Source organism: Paenibacillus sp. J22P165, from assembly GCF_059692015.1.
Genome location: NZ_JCAUAP010000021.1, coordinates 22,688 through 41,039, shown reverse-complemented (window position 1 = coordinate 41,039; position 18,352 = coordinate 22,688). Strand labels below are relative to the sequence as shown.

The following is an 18,352-nucleotide window of genomic DNA, read 5'->3' as shown; positions in this document are numbered from 1 at the left end:
GCAAAGAAGAAAATGGAGGAATACATGAATATAGAACTTGAAAAGCTGATTGTTGCTTTAAACCAACAGTTCAAGACGAATATCATCTCCACCGACTGCCAGACTACGCGACTACAGGGCGGAACTGTGGGAGATGTGTACCTGGTAACGGGGATCGCCGAAACAGTGGATGGTGAAAAATTACCTTATCGTATAGTATTGAAAATTCAGAAAAAATGGGAGCGTTATGGCGATCCGGATTCATGGCGTCGGGAATATGATCTCTATTCGTCTGACTTGGGAGCGACTTTCTCGCAAGCTCTCCGCTGGCCAATATGTTATCACGCCGAGTTCAATACCGAAGTTAATGAATACCATCTGTGGCTGGAATATATCGATGGCGTAACCGGTTTAGCATTGACCAATGACATGTATGAAAAGGCTGCGCTGGAGTTAGGGCGCTTTCAAGGCATGTTGTATGCGGGGCAACCCGCCGTGCTGCAGAGACTGACCAACCTGAGCCATGCGGATCTCATGAAGAATACGTATTTGCGTTACCGTTCATGGCCGGTCGTCTACGATTATATACGATCGGAGGACTGCGAATTGCCTCTACACGTACGGCAAATGCTCATCGACATCGATGAGCAAGCAGACGAGATATTCGCCCGCATTGAAAAATTGCCCCGCGTGCTATGTCACCGAGACTTCTGGGTAACCAATCTTATCTATGCTGACGGGAATTTCGTACTTATCGATTGGGATACCTGCGGATGGGGTTACTTAGGCGAGGATCTCGCAAGCCTGATCGCGGATGAACCGGATATTGATCGCATGGTCGAGCACTACCAGCGATGCATCCCTGCGTATTACAAAGGTTTTTCGGAGTACGCGGATGTATCACGAATCGCCGATCATTGTGTCTACGAGATAATCCTTCTCGTATTCGGGTACAGGCTTGTGCAAGGGTATCTCCACACAGAGGCTGATGCCGAGAAGAAGAAGCATGTCCATGCTCTCCAAAAAATCTATGAGATGAAGAACATACCCTTAATGGTCACATCTGGGTTTATAGCCTAAATAACCAAGAACACGATTGTTAAACATTTGTAGGGCTGCCGTATGGCAGCCCTTTTCCCCGCTAATGGGCAGATTAGTTCCAAAATATGTTATAATTTGAAATAGGTTCTGTAACCAGAGGTGGATTTTTTGATAATTACAAAGACAAAGATTAAATTAGTAATTCTTAGTTTTTTCATATTTATTTCTATGGTCTATGTTGCAAATATAATAAAATTGTTCCTTGATACAAGAAATATTGATTCTAGCCCTGAAACTTCAATTGAACAATATTTAAGATCCAATACCAATGATTTTAAGGTTATTCATATCACTTTAAGTGAAAAGAAGTTTAGAGACCGTGTTTATTTACTTGAATGTGATTGTGACTTTAAAAATGAAAAATACCGAGGCATTCAAAGCTATCATGTTTATTTAATTGAAGATATAGGTTGGATTGTTACGAAAATTGAATGGATGAAAGGTGGAGCCAACAATTACAAATGATAATTTCACTAAAGCTATTTTAATTGGAATTTTAGTTTGTTTGATTGTAATAGCATTTAAATTAAATACGAAGGAATATATTCAATCACCATTACCAAACGTAAATGTGAATAGCCAAGGTGGGAAAGTAGTACAAATTGCACCTAATAGAGTTGGTGTTATTGATACAGGAAACGGGAGCGGTTGGGAACAACTTGTCGTTTTTGAATATAATCCAGATACTAAAAAATTTGAAGTCGTCAGTTCGTTAACGTATGAAGATTATTTTAATCATCCTAAAGAACATGGCATTCCTGTAAGAACTGACAAATATGGAGACTGATCCAATGAATAAAGGCGAAGCCAAAAGAATAATGATTGTGCTTATTTTTATTGGCATTGTATTTTCTACAATTGCTATGTTAATAAAATATCCAACTAACCTTGATACGGTAAATAAATCAACACTCAGCATATATACCCAATATGGAGAATTTAGACGTTCGTCTACTGAAGAATATTATCCTGGTATTGCTATTGCCCGTAGTAAAAAGCAAATAAATTCACAGACAAAAGTATTATTTCTTGACTCTGGAACTTTCGTAAAAGAAAAGAAATAGTCATGTTGCTATTTATAGTTAATTCATAACTTGCATCCGATTTTGATTATGAGAGGAATATAGAAATGACAATACAACCAAGAAGCCTGAACGCCGAAATAACCAAAAAAGTACAAATAGATTATCTTATTTCTCATCCTGAAGGATATGAAGATTCAACTCAAGAGTGGGGACTTATTATTTTTTTACATGGTATGGATATGAGGGGGGAGGATGTATCCCAATTATCAAATTATGGGTTGCTTGAAATAGTAAATGAAGGTGAATTATCACTACCGTTTATCGTTGCGCTTCCTCAATGCCCAAGTGAGTCTTATTGGAATATGGAGAGTGATGCAGTCACTGCTTTGGTAGATGAGCTTATATCTAATTACCGCGTAGATCCAAGTCGTATTTATTTAATAGGGTATAGTATGGGAGGATATGGTGTTTGGGATTTAGCTATCCATAATCCGAGAAAATATGCTGCAATTGTGCCATTGAGTTCAGGTGGACAAGTTTCAAAAGCAGAGCAGCTTAAAAATACGGCAATCTGGGCTTTTCATGGAGCTAGAGATGGGATTGTCCCATTAGAACAAATGACAAACATGGTAAGCGCTGTAGAACAGCATCAAGAAAGAGGAAGTGTAAATCTTACTATTTACCCTGATTTGGGACATGATATTTTGCGATCAACCTTGAGCAACCAAGAGCTATATGCTTGGCTACTTGAACAAAGAATGGAACTACCCTAATGAGGACAAATTGCATCAACTGGAGTGGATTTTATGCTTTCTGAAGAAGATTATGTTAAAGTGGCGAACGAAGCGTTACTTCAATACCCGATCATATGTGATAAACTTGTTTACCTCGGGAAAAGTGATAATGTTACATTCCGAGTGGATACAAACGACGATAATTTGAAGTTTCTTATCAAAATTCATATCTCGACTCATTCTATGAAATCAAAGGAAAATATCCAATCAGAACTCATTTGGCTTGAGGCTTTGGATGCAGATACAGATCTCATGGTACCTACTCCTGTAAGAAATCTTGAAGGTGACTTGGTAACAGATGTATCAACTGACCATAGCGATAAAAAACACATTGTGACTATTCATCAGTGGGTTAATGGCATAGTGCTCAATAGAGAGCCAACACGTAATGAAACTGCAAATTTAGCTCTATTAATGGCGGTTTTACATAGACATTCTATGCAGTGGACTGCACCTGAAGACTTTAATAGTCCAACATACAATTCTGATCATTTATATGTATCACTTAATCAATTAAAACAGTTGGTACATTTAGCGTTTATCTCAAGCGAAGCGTTTGGTTATGTGGAAGAATCAGCACAAAAAATAGCAAATGTGATACAAAATATTAAACGCTTACAAAGCAATTGGGGAATTATTCATTCTGACCTTCATGAAAGTAATTATGTGTTTTATGAAGGTATTCCTAGACCTATCGATTTTTCGAACTGTGGTTATGGCTTTTATTTATTTGATATGGCTGAAACTTTTTTACATCTTTCAATTGAAAATAGGAAAACATTTATTGCATCATATAGCAAAGTAAATCATCTACAAGAGAATTATATAGAGTTATTAGAAGCTTTTTTTATATGGTCAATAATAAGGAATTTCGCTTTCCACGCTTTAAATCCAAACGAACAACAAGCGTTGGCAAAAAGTTTTCCATCCGTTATTCAAGATTATTTTATCAAATATCTTAAAGGCGAAAATTTCTTGTTAAACTAAAAAAACGCCAGTGACCTTAAGCAGGTGACCGGCGTTTCCATATTTATTAGCGTTTCGGGCATTTTGCTCTCATCCATGTACAAAACCGTAACTCATTATCAAAGACGTCGGTTTGGAGGTATAACACACTGGAGAATATAAGGAAAAATGTGAATTACCCTGCAATATTTTCTGTAATATTACCGGGAACTGGTCAATTATATAATGGTCAAATTTTGAAATGGCTTAGGATTACAGGCCTTCAAATGCTTCTCACTGTTCTTTTTCCTATACTATTTAGATTAGTAGCAATGATATCAGGCTTTCTATTTGCGTTAGGCTTACTTACCATTATTTTGTTGCCATTTGCATTCATACCTTTATTAATAGTAATAATCGTATTTTTTATTGTTCCTAGATATTCAGCATATAAAGATGCTATTGATGTAGCTAATCAAACAATAATATGGAGAAAATATTTTAATACGCAACAACAACTGATTATTGTTGTTCTAGTGACAATAAACGAAATAATAATATTAATGTTCCTATTTATATATTTCAGAGGGATTTCAGAACATTTGATACAGTAAGATCTGACTAAGTAAGTTGAATAACTTACTAACTAGATGAATATAGGGAGAGTAATGATATGTCTGATTACTACGGAGAACTTTGTACTAAATTGTATGAAAGCAGTAAATCAATTTCTGAAGGAAAAGAACTGGATTTTTACCTTTCTTTTGTTAAAGACGAGAATATGAAAGTATTGGAGCCCATGTGCGGGAACGGGAGAATGCTTATCCCTTTTCTGCAAAAGGGAATCAGTATTGAAGGGTTTGATATTAGTGAAGAAATGCTTAAAGTATGTAAAGCAAAAGGGGAGAAACTAAATCTTAAGCCAAATGTTTGGCATGAAAAAATTGAAGAGTACAAAGGGAATCATATGTATGATCTCATCATAATCCCCTTTGGTTCATTTTCTCTTTTGCCTGATGCATTGGTTGACAAGAGTCTTCATAATTTGAAATCTGCTCTAAAGAGTAACGGGAAAATGCTTTTAACGATTATGTTAAAAAACAGTGGAATCGAGGAGCTTCCTGAATGGGTAGAAACGGAAAGGAAGCAGTTCGAGGATGAATTGATCATTACATACAAAAAAGTTCAATATAACGAGGTAGAAAGTATGCTGACTACCAAGTTCAAATATCAATCAGTTATAAATGGGCAAATTGAAAAAACGGAAATAATGGATTTTCCACTTCGTCTTTACATTCTAGAAGAATTTGAAAATACAATCAAGTCTAATGGATTTCATAAAGTAGTTGTTCATGGAGTGAAAGATGGATATGGAGAAGGTACATTTTTTTATGTAATTGAATGTTCGAAGTAAAATAATTGTAAACTTGGTCATTAAGCTACATAATGCGAAGGAGCTGCACTGAAGCAGTTGAGAAAACATTCCGAAAAAGTAAAATAATAGAATTCAATTCGTTGTTGTTGTATAATTATATATAGAACATCGAAGAGGAGAGTGATAAGATATGCTACAACAAATTTCAGATTATTTATTTATGGGTTCGTTAGCTTTTTTGGTAGTTACCGTCCTTCTATTTTCCTCTGGCAGTAACTATTTTAACACATGGAATGCGACAGGTGCAGCAACCGACTTACAAATGAATCACGACCATACAAAAATGGTAAATGCACAACACAGCCGGTTAGTAAAACTTTTAAAATCATATCTCTTATGGATTCCTGTTGCTGGAATGATTGCTTCGGTAGTGATATCTAAAATTTAATCTATATAAAAATGTAAGATGACAAGAACAAAGTCCGCGTATAACGCGGGCTTTTTATTTGATTTTTACAGTCCTATCTTTGGGTACAATCATTTTTCAAATAAATAGAAACTTTTTACAATTTTATTGCGTCTAGTTATGTGTGAGAGGAGATAAAGTCATGATAAGAAAAATATGGGGATATTCAGGTGTTTTTTCATTATGCATGAGTTTATTGTTGCCTGTGGGGAGCACTCTAGCTGCAGATGTTAGCGTGAGGGTTACGCTGCCAGACTTCGAGGTAAACTTGAATGGTAATAAGGTTGAAAATCAGTTCCGTGAATACCCGCTCTTAGTTTATCGCGATATCACTTACTTTCCGATGACTTGGCATGATACTAGACTGCTTGGTTTGGAAGTGAATTGGTCACCAGATGAAGGTTTAAACTTGAAGCAAAATGAGGTAACGTCCTCATATGTGCCATATAATTCAGATCATCGTAATGCGGCTACCTACGTAGCCGAGGTCCCCGCATCGACAGTTACGATTGACGGGAAAAAAATTGACAACACAAATGAAAAGTATCCACTGTTAAGCTTCCGAGACGTAACGTATTTCCCTATGACATGGCGATTCGCGCATGACGATTTCGGATGGGATTACAAATGGGATAATACCAGCGGGCTTAGCATCACTTCCCATAACCCTCAAATGCAAACAGTCGACCTTCCTGCATATGCAGCTAAGAACGATGTTGCCCTTTTCAAGGGATATTATTATTTCGTCGAAACGACGGGGACTACGAACCATGTATATCGTGCTCCCGTGCAGCAGCCCTCCTTCAAGGAGGAGATATATGCTTATGACTTCGGCACCACAGATAGGATGCCAAGGGTACTATCCTTTCAAATCCGTGACAACTTGTTGTGGTTTACTTACCACATCGGGGGAGGTGTTACGGGTAGCGACAAGTTCGTGAAAATCAGTGATGACGGGAAAGCTGAGTTGATGCTCTCAGGATATTTGGACTTCCGAGACTCTCCTTACGGCACGTTGATCGTCCTTCATGGCGCTGCGGCATACGAAAGAGGCAACTTGTATTTAGTGCCTCCAGGTCAAGATGAAACGTACAGAAAGCGTGTAGGAGATTCAGGCGTGTTATACGGCAGTCATGTCACATATACCGGAAATGTTGAAGACGTTGCAAATGCTTCCTCGACATCCGTAATCGGAGATGATGTGTACGTATTAGCATCACATGGACAAACTGACTTAAATAAAATCTACAAAATTAATCTGAAAACGAATAAAAGCACGATGATCGTCGACACAAGCGTCAGTTCGTTTCGAATAATTGCTAACAAGCTGTACTATGTAAAAGATGAGAATCACGCATTATATTCGTCCGCGCTGGATGGGACGGGCGAAACGAAACTCTCTGAGCATGCGACGTCATGGTTTGACAGCATCGATGGCAACGTATTTTACGCAACCAAGAAAGAAGAGAACCAGTTCAATCTGTACCAGGTCGATTTGAACAGAGAAGACCCGCTCGTATGGATAACGCCGGTCTCTGAAGTGCAAGTGATGAACAATCAACTGATCTGCCGGCTTGATGAAAACGAAGATTACGGTGTCGTACTGCTGGACAGTTTAGGCCACCTGCAGTTGAAAGTAGCGGATCCTATTTCGCGCGTGCTTACGTCCGACGAGGGGATTCTTGTTGATACATCTGGCGGATCTGGCATACAGATGATATCGTTGACCAACAAATAGTCGATATGGCGATTCTACATTATTTTATTTTAGGAGTGGTATTTAATGTTTGTTTCACCACTAATTGGATTTATTATTTCAGGAATCATATTAGTACTAATCATACCTTTAATAAGACGGGTTTCCATTGCGATAGGTGCTGTAGCTGTTCCTAATCATCGTACAATGCATAGTACAATTATGCCTCGACTAGGGGGACTAGCTATATTCATTTCCTTTATGTCATCAGTTTCTATCATGTATCCCACAATAATTCCGTCACTTCCCGCTTTCTGGGGGTTATTTGTTGCAGCGTTTATTATTGAAATAGTAGGTGTCCTTGATGATGTTTACACTTTGTCTGCTAAGTGGAAATTGCTTGGTCAAATACTATCTGCGGTGACAGTAGCCTTATCGGGTTTCACAGTTGACCAAGTACATATTCCATTTGCTCAAGATATTTATTTCCCAGGATGGTTTTCAATATTATTAACAGTCTTATGGATAGTGGGTTTAATTAATGCTCTGAATTGGATAGATGGTTTAGACGGTCTGGCCACTGGAATTGCGGGAATTTCATGTATTACACTTTGTATAATTGCAGGGTTAACTGGAAATATCATAGTACTGGTATTAAGTGCAACCTTACTTGGAAGCTTAGCAGGTTTTTATATATTCAACTCTGAACCTGCTTCAATTTTTATGGGTGAATCAGGCTCTGCATTTCTTGGATTTGTACTGGCTGTCATTTCAATACTTGGTTTTAAACAAGCTGTATTCGTATCTTTTATTATTCCCTTATTAATATTAGGTGTTCCGCTGTTGGATACGCTCCTTGCAATGACGCGTCGTGGTATTCAAGGTCGTCCACTATATGAGGCAGATCGTGGACATGTTCATCACAGACTGACAGACATTGGGGTTAGTCGTCGTAGCACGGTGTACACGTTATATGGCATTTCATCATTCCTTGGTATGTGTGCCATTATACTTACAAAAGCATCCACATCTGCTATCACGCTTGTTATGTTGTTATTAATGATAGCCCTGCTAACATTAGCTGGTGCCGAATTAGTAGGCATATTTAAAGGCAAACGTCCATTTTATCAACTACTTCGGAAGTTACGGCGAGTTCGTGAGGAGAATTAATCGGTTCGTTGCTGAACAAATGCAGTTGGATATCCCATGTAAAGAAGGCCAAATGATAGATAAACATTCGAAGGGCTGCCGCGTGGCAGCCCTTCATTCCGCTAACGGGCAGCATTGTTCATTAAGCGGACTGGTGTGAGCATTACAATAATTGATGATTACTGGTTGTTTTTACCTTTTAACTGGATGTTAGGATAAAATAGGGGGGAGGGGCTGTTGCATTGAAAATATTGAAATGGATACTAATCATAGTAGTGATATTAATTTTCATCACACCCTACTCTTACGTCCGTGTTAACAAATTAATTTATTCGAATAAAGTGACTAACTACCTTTTGAATGTACAACATTATAACAAGAATGACATTAAATCAGTTAAAGGAATCTGGGGTATTAAATTACCGTCCTTTTACACGGTTGTTGTCTTCGAAAATGAACCGTATGTTGAGTACATATATTTTGCTCATAATGACGTCATACAGTTTAGCCATAGCATTACAGAAGAAGGCAAGCAATTAGGAATTACTGACTCAGATCTTAAAAATATTGTTGCCAAGTAAACAATTTATGTTGTTCATTAACAAATATAGAAACGATCAAGGAGGATTTCTGATAGATGAGATTAGGCAATATTATAATTGTCGTAATGGCGCTCTCGATGATAGTAGGTTGTTCTAAACAACAAACAAGTGGAGGAATGGAAATCAGCTACAAAATCAATGAAAAGGAAGATGTTATTAATAGCCACGGAATAATCGTAACGAATCGCGAAAAGTTGGATGCATTTATTAATAAAAATGTGAGTTCACAACGAGTGGTTCATTATACCGTTGAGGGAGATCCTATTTTCAACGATTTAAAATATAATGATAATAAGATTGAAATGCGATATGACACAACAAAAGATAAATTCGGTGCACCAGTAGTAAGGACATATACTTGTGAGAAGTTAGAAAGAAAGGAAACTGATACATTTCTTAAGTATACGCTTTCAGGTTGTGATGGAGAAAGAAAAGAAATTGAAGTTCTCCAATTAACATTTGATGTAAAGAAGAATGATATTTTTGACTTTGATTTAAGGTATGGAGTTAACCAAAAGAATGAAATCAATACAATCAATAAAAAGTTGGTTAAAGACCTCCAAAATGGGGAAGTAACCGTGATTAGTGATTTTCAAATTAATATGGAAGACCGTCAAAAAATATATAAAGAAATGGTTCTTGCAAATTACTTAGGAGAGAAACAATTATCCAACCAATGCAATCGGAAGCCTTACGTAAGTTATGATTTAACTGTTAATATTAATAGTGGAAATCGTCATTTTCATTGGACAGAATGTGATAATAGCGAAGATGGTAAAGTAATGACTAAATTGGCAAAAGCAATTATCGATCTTGTGCAGGCAAAAGACATGTATAAACAGCTACCAGCGGTTAAGGGAAATTACTTGTGAAAGTTAATAAAAACGTATATTGGATATACATAAAAGGAGAAAGATCGCAATGGAAGGTATTGTGATCGTTCTCCTTTTTGGCGATCATAAATTTTTGCGCGGAGAGGCCTTAGAATCGATATGCAAAAACGCAAAGCTTCGGAAGTTTTCGTTTTTTCTGTGACTCGAACCGAGACTAGAGCTTCTTCATCACTTCGAAAATACGCAAATCGTTAATCGTTTGGATGACCAATGCCGAATCAGGCATTTGGAATTTTTTGAGAATGGAGTTGATTTGTTTTTTTATCGTTTCATATTCCACGCAGCGCTCCTCAGCAATTTGCTTCCGCTTTTTGCCTTCGCATAGCAGTCGTAGCACCTGTAATTCGCTGGGGGTAAGCTCCGATATGATCTGAATAATGTTCAGCAGGGAGCTCTCCGCTCGCTTCACGCGAGCAAATTCCTCACGAATTTTCTCGGCGATCATGGGACGGATCGGAGAAACATTCATATAAGCGGCACGCACGGCTTCCATGACCTCAACGTCAGTGGCGGTTTTTAACAAATAGTCCGTGATGCCTGTCTGAAAAGCTGCAAAGATGAAATTCTCATCCTTGTGAACGGTGAGTACAATGATTCGCATCTGAGGGTACTTTTCGTTAATTAATTTAGCAGCCTGAATACCTGCAAACTGAGATTCCATCTCGATATCCATGAGAATCACATCCGGTTGATGCAGCGCTGCTTGAATAACGGCTTCATGTCCCGTTGAAACACGAGCTACACAGGTAAAATCATCATATTTGGCGAATGTTCTTTCCAGTCTTCTAAGGTGGGCTTCCATATCATCGGCGATGAGAATGCGAATTGGTTGTTGTGTCATTGTGCAGGCTCCCCTTTCATTAGCTGTCCATTCCTTTAGATCATGGGCAAGAACACGGTAAAGGTCGTTCCAACGTCTTTTTTGCTTTCTACGACAATTTTACCATCGTGGCCTAGGATGATTTTATGACAGTAAGACAAGCCGATCCCCCAGTTATTAATTGAAGCTTTCGTCGTGAAAAAAGGATCGAAAATGGCTTCCAAATGCTCCTCAGGCACGCCAGGACCGTTATCGGCAATCCGAAGGAGCGCCCAGCCGTTCTGCTGGCTCCGTTCGATCACAATACGGCCGTCATCGCGGAATTGCAGGGATTCGCTGGCATTGAGGAGCAGGTTATAGATCGCTTCGGTTATATGGCTGAAATCAATATAGCTGTTCGTGGGTTGCGTGCTAGGCGAATAAATAACTTGGCAGCTGCTGGTTTGCTCACTTAATCGCGCAATCGCTTCCTGTACAGGGAGGTCGATGGACATCGGCTGGAGATTCAGGTTCATATTTTTTAATTTATCTGCGGCATCGTTAATACTGGATAGCGCAGATTGCGACGATTGTAAAATGAGGTTGAGACTATACTGGGACTCACTGTCCGCTTGATGACGTTCTTTTAAGTAGGCCGCTTCGGATTGGATACCAATCAAATGATTCTTGAGCGCATGTGTAAAAGTACGCGTTCCGAGAGTAGCCGTGTCGATGCTTTTATTAATTTGAATATCTCGGTTTTTGCGGTAATTCTCAATGGCATTAAATTTGTACACCAAGTAAATCATCAAGATCAGGGTCAAATAAATGGCAAATGGAAACACAGGGAGTAAGATTGACTGATAGCCAAGAGGAGGCTGCAGATAGTTGAAATATCCCTTCAAATACGTTTCTTTGACCAATACTTTCGGGGCCCATGAGAAAATAAACAGATGGATAACGACGAGTGGAATGAAAAGCAGAACATGATATAGCGTTAAATATTTGATAAATCTAATTTTTGGATAATTCAAATAGTAGTTGATTAGTAAGCCAAAAGCAACAAAAAGTATGAGATAGCGAAGGCTCACTAAGGCCGTATCGATCGTGTTCAAGATCAGCAGACTATCGATTACGTGGCTCAAGGAAATATGAAATGCGGGATCATAGTACGCCGTCTCGATGATAAAAAAGAGGGAGATACCGCCATAAACGAACCGTTGGCTCGTCAAGCTGAGACTGCGGGTGAACGCAACGGCGAAGCCAAGCAGGGAGCAGTAGAATAGTCCGACGCCGAAATTCAGCATGCGAATGAGCCAATTTGGATTGAATTTAGTTAAGACTAAATAATTCCAAGTACCAGGACTGAAATCAAAGAAACCTTGAATGACATTGTAGTAGTAATTAAATTTACTCAGGTACAACGTAAAGGATACGAAGGAAAGCACCCAGCCGATGATAATGCCATACATGAAGCGGGTAGATGCATGGTTTAGCTTTTTGTACGTGAACAATATGGTGAAAATAAGCAGGACTAAGGTAACGAACAGCATCAGATCACATCCTTCTCATTGGTCAAAAGGGGGAATAAAACATTCATCTGTCAGACTCCTTGGCATCTACGTATAATTCAAATTAAGAAAATGCAAACAAATCATACCAAAAAAAGGGTGGGTGTCCAATGAAAAAAATGATAAAGCTGGGTGTGACCGGTACAGTATTGATAGGGTTGCTAGCAGGATGCGGCTCCGCTGGTACATCGGCAGGGGATAAAAACACAACTTCCCCGGATGCCAAAGCGGCACAAGTTAATTTGAAAGCTACCGTGCTGCCGGATGATTTGGAGACGTTTAAAACGGCTTATGCCGAGTTTAGCAAAGAGAATCCGAATATCCAAGTCCAATTTGAAACGATTCCTCAAGCACAGTACTACGAGAAGCTTCGCATGCAGCTATCCTCGGGTGAAAATATTGATTTGTTCGGCGGTACGATGGATGTATTCTTGGATACTGGCATTCTAGAGCCTTTAGATGATTATGTCAAAAAAGCGAATGTCGATGTTTCTGGATATGGACCGTTGTACGATGCACTAAAAGTGAATGATAAAGTGTACGGACTTCCGTATCGGAAATCCAATTGGATCTTGTTCTACAACAAAACATTGTTCGACCAAGCCGGCGTTACGTATCCGAAAGCAGATATGACATGGAACGATTTCCGTGAGTTAGCGAAGAAGATGACGAAAGGCGAGGGTTCGAATAAGGTTTATGGCGCTTTTATTCATCCATGGGCACAGACGTGGTATATGCAAGGTGTTCAAACCGGGGCTTCGATCATCGATAAAGACCTTTCCGCATTCAAGAAAGGACTTCAATTCCGTTTGGACATGGAAAAAGACGGCTCGATCATGAGCTGGTCAGAACAAATTACAACGTCCGCTCATTATAATGCTGCTTTCCAAAAAGGTAATGTGGCGATGAACCTGATCGGGGATTGGCATGTGGCACAGCTTAGACAAGCAGAGACGGAGAAGAAGATCAACTTTGATTGGGACGTTGTTCCAATTCCACATCCAGAAGGTGTAGCTGCGAACACAAGCTTAGCGACTCCAGTTTCGTTGATGGTTAGTAAGAACTCCAAACACAAAGAAGAGGCGTTCAAAGTGGTTCAATTCATGACTGGTGTGAAAGGCGCAAAGCAATTTGCTGCTAAAGGCTTCCTCACAGGCTATATCAATGATGATATTCGTAAAACCTATATGGGCGACGGCAGCTTGAAGCCGAAAAACATCCGTTATTTCGTAGAACAAAAAGAATATCCCGAATATCCGTTGCTGCCTGGTGTGAAAAACATTTTGGTAAACAGCGTCTACAAACAAGAAGGTGAAATGGCGCTAACTGGCGCACAAACCGTCGATCAAGCGATTCAGAAGATTGGGCAGCGTGTTGCTTCCGAATGGGCAGATAAATATGCCAAGGAATACAAAGCAGGCAAGAAATAAGGAATAGAACTAAGACAGTCGGGCTTCGCCGAATGAAGGTGAAGCTCGATTGCTTCCATAGGGGTGAAGCAGATGAAGAATTCAAGCAAAGCATTACGACGTAATCGGTTGACAGGGTATACATTTTTACTTCCCAATATACTTGGATTTTTGATTTTCATTTGCATACCGGTTGGTGCTTCCTTCCTCATGAGCTTTACAGAATGGAATGGCTTTGGCGAAATAAAATGGGCAGGTTTATCGAATTATATACACTTATGGCAGGATGAAACGTTTCGTATCTCCCTGCTCAACAGTTTAATCATGACGGGGGTCTCCGTACCGGTGACACTGATTCTTGCGATATTGGCAGCAGTCGCCCTCAACAAAGGCTTGAGAGGCGTTAAAATATTTCGGACGGCGATTTTCCTGCCGCACATTACAGCGACGATTGCCGTAGCTGTCGTGTGGCAGCTGCTGTATAACCCGACCATGGGACCCATTAATGGGGTGCTCAGAAGCATCGGCATTGATCATCCACCTACTTGGCTTGCATCCACACAGTGGGCGCTTGCTTCGGTTATTATCGTCAGTATCTGGCATTCCATTGGTTATTACATGGTTCTCTATTTAGCCGGCTTACAAGGAATCCCTAGGGATCTCTATGAAGCGGCAGAAATTGATGGCGCAGGCAAAGTGAAGCAATTTCGCAATATTACAATCCCTATGCTTTCACCTGTCATTTTCTTTACCGTTATTATGGGCATTATCAATTCGTTCAAAGTCTTCGATCTGGTGTTCGTGTTAACCAAAGGAGGGCCAGGTCGCTCAACACACATGCTGGTTTATGATATTTATTACACGGCTTTCCAACGTTTTGAATACGGCTACGCGTCTGCGATGGCTTACGTGCTATTCACCATTATTTTAATTATTACGCTGATTCAATTTAGAGGACAAAAACGTTGGGTGAACTATTCCTAACGAGCGGATTGCTTGAGAGAAGGGAGAAGCCAGCATGAGTATGCAATTAGAATCAAGTCAGATCACCATGAGGCTGTCGAGGCGCCCGCAGCTTGGCGCAGTAGTTAGAAAAACGGTAGTATATCTCGTCGTTACTGCTGTTGCTTTGTCCATGGTTGTTCCTTTCCTTTGGATGCTATCCGCATCTGTGAAATCCGAAGCCGAAATATTTAGTTTCCCGATTCAGTGGATACCGAGCCATTTCTATTGGTCGAATTATAGCAAAGTATGGACGGAGCTTCCTTTTTTCACCTACTACTTGAATACAATTAAAATTGCTGTACTGACCACGCTGCTGCAAATTATTACATGTTCCACGGCAGCGTACGCATTTGCCAAAGTGAAATTCCCGGAACGAGATAAATTGTTTTTCCTATATGTGGCGACGATGATGGTGCCTTATCAGGTCATGATGATTCCACAGTTCATGCTAATGAAGAAAATCGGACTCATGGATTCGCATTGGGCGTTGATTCTTCTAGGGGCTTTTAGTCCATTCGGTGTGTTTTTGTTTAGACAGTTTTTTATGTCGATACCAGAAGAACTCTCGGAAGCGGCCAGAATTGACGGGCTGAGTGAGTTCGGCATCTATGCGCGGGTCATCCTACCATTGATTCGGCCAGCGATTGCCAGCTTGACGATTTTCACATTCATGCATGCTTGGAACGATTTCCTAGGTCCTTTAATTTACTTAAATTCAGACTCATTATTTACGCTCCAGCTCGGTATGCAGCATTTTCAATCTGAGCATGCGACGGAGTATGGACCGCTAATGGCAGCGGCAGTGTGCGCTATTATTCCTACTATTCTGATTTACTTCATGGCTCAAGACCATTTCGTTGAAGGGATTTCCGCAGGAGCGGTTAAAGGGTAGTCGATAATGAAACCAAATATCATTTATATTTTTGCGGATCAGTGGCGTAAGCAAGCTGTTGGGTTTGCGGGCGAGGATCCGGTGATTACTCCGAATATCGATCAGTTCGCACAAGAGAGCTTGGTGTTTAATCATGCGCTCTCTTGTACGCCACTGTGCTCGCCGCACCGGGCGGCGCTCATGACTGGCAAGTATCCGCAATCGACGGGCGTCTATACAAATTGCAAAATCGGTGCAGATGTGATGCTGAGTCCAAGCGAGGTAGGTATTGGAGATGTGCTGAAGGCTGCGGGGTATCAAACAGGGTATATTGGCAAATGGCATCTGGATTTACCTGAGCAGAATGGGTGTCCAGAGCCGGAATCTGGCGCGCGCGAGTGGGATGCTTTTACACCGCCGGGGCCAAAAAGGCACGGCTTTGATTTCTGGTATTCTTACGGTGCGTACGATCATCATCTGAAGCCGCATTATTGGAAAGACACGCCAGAGATGATTCAGGTTGAGCAATGGTCCTTGGAGCATGAAACCGATGTGGCGCTGGATTTTATTCGAGCTAAAGGCAAAGAACAGGACACGGAGCCCTTTGCGTTATTTGTCTCATGGAATCCACCTCATAGCCCCTTCGAGCTTGTGCCGGAACGCTATAAGGAGCTCTACAGCGGGCGGGAGCTGAGCTTGCGGTCGAATGTGAGCTCGCAGCAGCTGGCGGCGCATACAGGTGAGCCCTTTGAGAGCGGGGATGAGGCACTGCTTCGGTATACGCGGGATTATTTCGCTGCGGTATCGGGCATGGATGAACAGTTCGGCCGGATTTGGCGAGAGGTTCAGGAGCTAGGTCTCGCAGAGAACACACTGATCGTACTCTCATCGGATCATGGTGAGCTTATGGGTTCACACGGTCTAATGGCCAAGCATTCCTGGCACGAGGAATCGATTGCGATCCCTTGTGTGATGAACTGGCAAGGTACGATAGAGCAGGGGAGCACGGATGTGCTATTCAACAGCGTGGATATTATGCCTACGCTGCTTGGCATGCTCGGTGTCCCAGTGCCTCCTTCGGTGGAAGGCATTGATTTGTCTGGGGATGTTCTCGGAACGAGCAAGACCGATATTTCTTCAGCTTTCATATGCGCCTTCCCTGGAAGGAAGGATGCGATAGAGCGCTTCGCAGCTGCAGGTTTAGACAATCGAAGATTTGGCTGGCGGGGAATCCGCACAAGCCAGTATACCTATGTCGTGCATAAAGGTTATGTACCTGGCGCAGAAGTGCAACGTTTATTTTATGATCATGAGAAAGATCCGTATCAGCTTCATCCTGTCATCTTGAAGGAACGGCCGCAGACGGAGCTATGGGTAGCATTAGAGGAAGAATTGCAAAGCTGGTTAGATCGCACCCAGGACAAGTTTGAACTGGCATGAATATGATTGGGACATGTAGAGAGGATGACAGCAATGTGGCGTGAAGCAATCGAAGATGCAATCGGCAAAATTAGACGGAACCTGGAACAACATCCAGGTACTTTTCCGCACATCACCAATGAGAAGCGTTATGCATGGTCCGCGAATGAGGATTGGATTGAAGGGTTTCATACAGGACTTACTTGGCTCAGCTATGAGTACAGTCAAGATGACTTTTTTCAAGTACAAGCGAACCAACAAATTGCTGATTTTAAACAACGGCTGGAAGCGAAAATATGCTTAGAGCATCACGATATTGGCTTTCTGTACGGATTGTCCGCACTGGCCGGATGGATCGTCGAGAAGAATGAAAGCGCACGTGAGCTTGCCTTGCAGGCGGCGGATCATTTGCTCGGCAGATGGCGTGAGCAAGGTGGCTTTTTACAAGCATGGGGGCCAGAGAACGATGAGAAGAATGGCGGCCGAATCATTATTGATTGCTTGTTGAATTTGCCTTTGCTTTATTGGGCTTCCGAAGTCACTGGCCAATCGAAATATGCCGAAGTCGCCTACAAGCAAGCTGAACTATCCAGAAGATATCTGGTGCGTGGCGACGATTCTTCCTATCATACGTTTTATTTTCAAAAAGAGACAGGAGACCCGCTCGGTGGTGGTACCCATCAAGGGTATACCGATGGATCGACTTGGACACGTGGTCAGGCTTGGGGCATTTACGGGTTTGCACTTTCGTACCGTTACACCAAAGATCCTGCCTTCTTGGAAACGGCGAAGCGGTTGTTAAAGTACTTCCTCGATCATTTACCAGAAGATCATGTTGCCTATTGGGACTTCAACGTACCGATTGAAGCGAATACAAGTCGCGATAGCTCGGCATCGGCTATCACAGCCTGCGGGATGCTAGAGCTGCTGGAATTGATCTCGGAAGAAGATGTGGATCACAGCTGGATCAAGCAGGGACTGGATCAAACGATGCATTCACTGGTAAGCAAGTATGCAACCATTGGTGAAGAAGCAGAAGGCTTACTCAAACACGGTTCCTATCATGTTAGAGGCAATAGTGGCTTGGATGATTATATGATTTGGGGCGATTATTACTATTTGGAGGCATTAATGCGCCTTGAACGCGGCATACCAGGTTACTGGTATGAACGGAATACGAGGTAAAGTTTTGCAACTGGTAATTAATAAGGGCGCACAGTGAATAAGCTGTGCGTTCTTTTTGACGTCCAAAT

Annotated in this window: 20 protein-coding genes; 18 read left to right on the top strand and 2 right to left on the bottom strand. The window is 41.1% G+C overall.

Annotated elements, in window-relative coordinates; genetic code table 11:
- Positions 1–24 precede the first annotated feature (24 nt).
- From AC58QM_RS33040 to AC58QM_RS32980, 13 genes are all read left to right on the top strand, one after another.
- Positions 25–1,059: an aminoglycoside phosphotransferase family protein gene (locus tag AC58QM_RS33040; RefSeq protein ID WP_497289030.1), complete on the top strand. Its 1,035-nt coding sequence runs from the start codon at positions 25–27 to the stop codon at positions 1,057–1,059.
- A gap of 129 nt (positions 1,060–1,188) precedes the next feature.
- Positions 1,189–1,545 (top strand): hypothetical protein, encoded by a 357-nt coding sequence (locus tag AC58QM_RS33035; RefSeq protein ID WP_497288998.1) that lies wholly within the window; start codon positions 1,189–1,191, stop codon positions 1,543–1,545.
- On the top strand, positions 1,523–1,867 hold the full coding sequence (locus AC58QM_RS33030) for a hypothetical protein (RefSeq protein ID WP_497288997.1): 345 nt from the start codon (positions 1,523–1,525) through the stop codon (positions 1,865–1,867). The genes AC58QM_RS33035 and AC58QM_RS33030 overlap by 23 nt, the downstream gene beginning before the upstream one ends.
- A 4-nt stretch (positions 1,868–1,871) precedes the next feature.
- Complete coding sequence (locus tag AC58QM_RS33025) at positions 1,872–2,144, top strand: hypothetical protein (RefSeq protein ID WP_497288996.1); 273 nt, start codon at positions 1,872–1,874, stop codon at positions 2,142–2,144.
- Between the two features lie 65 nt (positions 2,145–2,209).
- Complete coding sequence (locus AC58QM_RS33020; RefSeq protein WP_497288995.1) at positions 2,210–2,878, top strand: carboxylesterase family protein; 669 nt, start codon at positions 2,210–2,212, stop codon at positions 2,876–2,878.
- A gap of 33 nt (positions 2,879–2,911) precedes the next feature.
- Entirely contained in the window at positions 2,912–3,886 is a 975-nt protein-coding gene (locus tag AC58QM_RS33015; protein WP_497288994.1) for a phosphotransferase enzyme family protein, read from the top strand.
- Positions 3,887–4,035: 149 nt separating this feature from the next.
- Positions 4,036–4,458: a hypothetical protein gene (locus AC58QM_RS33010; RefSeq protein WP_497288993.1), complete on the top strand. Its 423-nt coding sequence runs from the start codon at positions 4,036–4,038 to the stop codon at positions 4,456–4,458.
- Positions 4,459–4,517: 59 nt separating this feature from the next.
- Complete coding sequence (locus AC58QM_RS33005; protein ID WP_497288992.1) at positions 4,518–5,258, top strand: class I SAM-dependent methyltransferase; 741 nt, start codon at positions 4,518–4,520, stop codon at positions 5,256–5,258.
- Positions 5,259–5,409: 151 nt separating this feature from the next.
- Positions 5,410–5,667: a hypothetical protein gene (locus tag AC58QM_RS33000; protein WP_497288991.1), complete on the top strand. Its 258-nt coding sequence runs from the start codon at positions 5,410–5,412 to the stop codon at positions 5,665–5,667.
- Positions 5,668–5,827: 160 nt separating this feature from the next.
- Positions 5,828–7,423, top strand: a complete 1,596-nt coding sequence (locus AC58QM_RS32995) for a DUF5050 domain-containing protein (protein WP_497288990.1) — start codon at positions 5,828–5,830, stop codon at positions 7,421–7,423.
- 45 nt (positions 7,424–7,468) lie between these two features.
- Entirely contained in the window at positions 7,469–8,551 is a 1,083-nt protein-coding gene (locus AC58QM_RS32990; RefSeq protein WP_497288989.1) for an MraY family glycosyltransferase, read from the top strand.
- 221 nt (positions 8,552–8,772) lie between these two features.
- Positions 8,773–9,111 (top strand): DUF3139 domain-containing protein, encoded by a 339-nt coding sequence (locus AC58QM_RS32985; RefSeq protein ID WP_497288988.1) that lies wholly within the window; start codon positions 8,773–8,775, stop codon positions 9,109–9,111.
- Positions 9,112–9,167: 56 nt separating this feature from the next.
- Positions 9,168–10,004 carry a DUF4362 domain-containing protein gene (locus AC58QM_RS32980; protein ID WP_497288987.1) on the top strand — a complete coding sequence of 279 codons (837 nt, stop codon included), beginning with the start codon at positions 9,168–9,170 and terminating at the stop codon, positions 10,002–10,004.
- 175 nt (positions 10,005–10,179) lie between these two features.
- Here AC58QM_RS32980 and AC58QM_RS32975 read toward each other — a convergent pair whose 3' ends face one another.
- Positions 10,180–10,866, bottom strand: coding sequence for a response regulator (locus AC58QM_RS32975; RefSeq protein WP_497288986.1), 687 nt, complete (start codon positions 10,864–10,866; stop codon positions 10,180–10,182).
- A 35-nt stretch (positions 10,867–10,901) separates the two neighbouring features.
- Positions 10,902–12,377: a sensor histidine kinase gene (locus AC58QM_RS32970; protein WP_497288985.1), complete on the bottom strand. Its 1,476-nt coding sequence runs from the start codon at positions 12,375–12,377 to the stop codon at positions 10,902–10,904.
- A gap of 128 nt (positions 12,378–12,505) precedes the next feature.
- Here AC58QM_RS32970 and AC58QM_RS32965 point away from each other — a divergent pair, with 128 nt between their 5' ends.
- From AC58QM_RS32965 to AC58QM_RS32945, 5 genes are all read left to right on the top strand, one after another.
- Positions 12,506–13,825 carry an ABC transporter substrate-binding protein gene (locus tag AC58QM_RS32965; protein WP_497288984.1) on the top strand — a complete coding sequence of 440 codons (1,320 nt, stop codon included), beginning with the start codon at positions 12,506–12,508 and terminating at the stop codon, positions 13,823–13,825.
- 72 nt (positions 13,826–13,897) lie between these two features.
- Complete coding sequence (locus AC58QM_RS32960) at positions 13,898–14,788, top strand: carbohydrate ABC transporter permease (protein WP_497288983.1); 891 nt, start codon at positions 13,898–13,900, stop codon at positions 14,786–14,788.
- A gap of 34 nt (positions 14,789–14,822) precedes the next feature.
- On the top strand, positions 14,823–15,701 hold the full coding sequence (locus AC58QM_RS32955) for a carbohydrate ABC transporter permease (RefSeq protein WP_497288982.1): 879 nt from the start codon (positions 14,823–14,825) through the stop codon (positions 15,699–15,701).
- Between the two features lie 6 nt (positions 15,702–15,707).
- Entirely contained in the window at positions 15,708–17,120 is a 1,413-nt protein-coding gene (locus AC58QM_RS32950; RefSeq protein ID WP_497288981.1) for a sulfatase family protein, read from the top strand.
- Positions 17,121–17,153: 33 nt separating this feature from the next.
- Entirely contained in the window at positions 17,154–18,284 is a 1,131-nt protein-coding gene (locus AC58QM_RS32945; RefSeq protein WP_497288980.1) for a glycoside hydrolase family 88 protein, read from the top strand.
- Positions 18,285–18,352 lie beyond the last annotated feature (68 nt).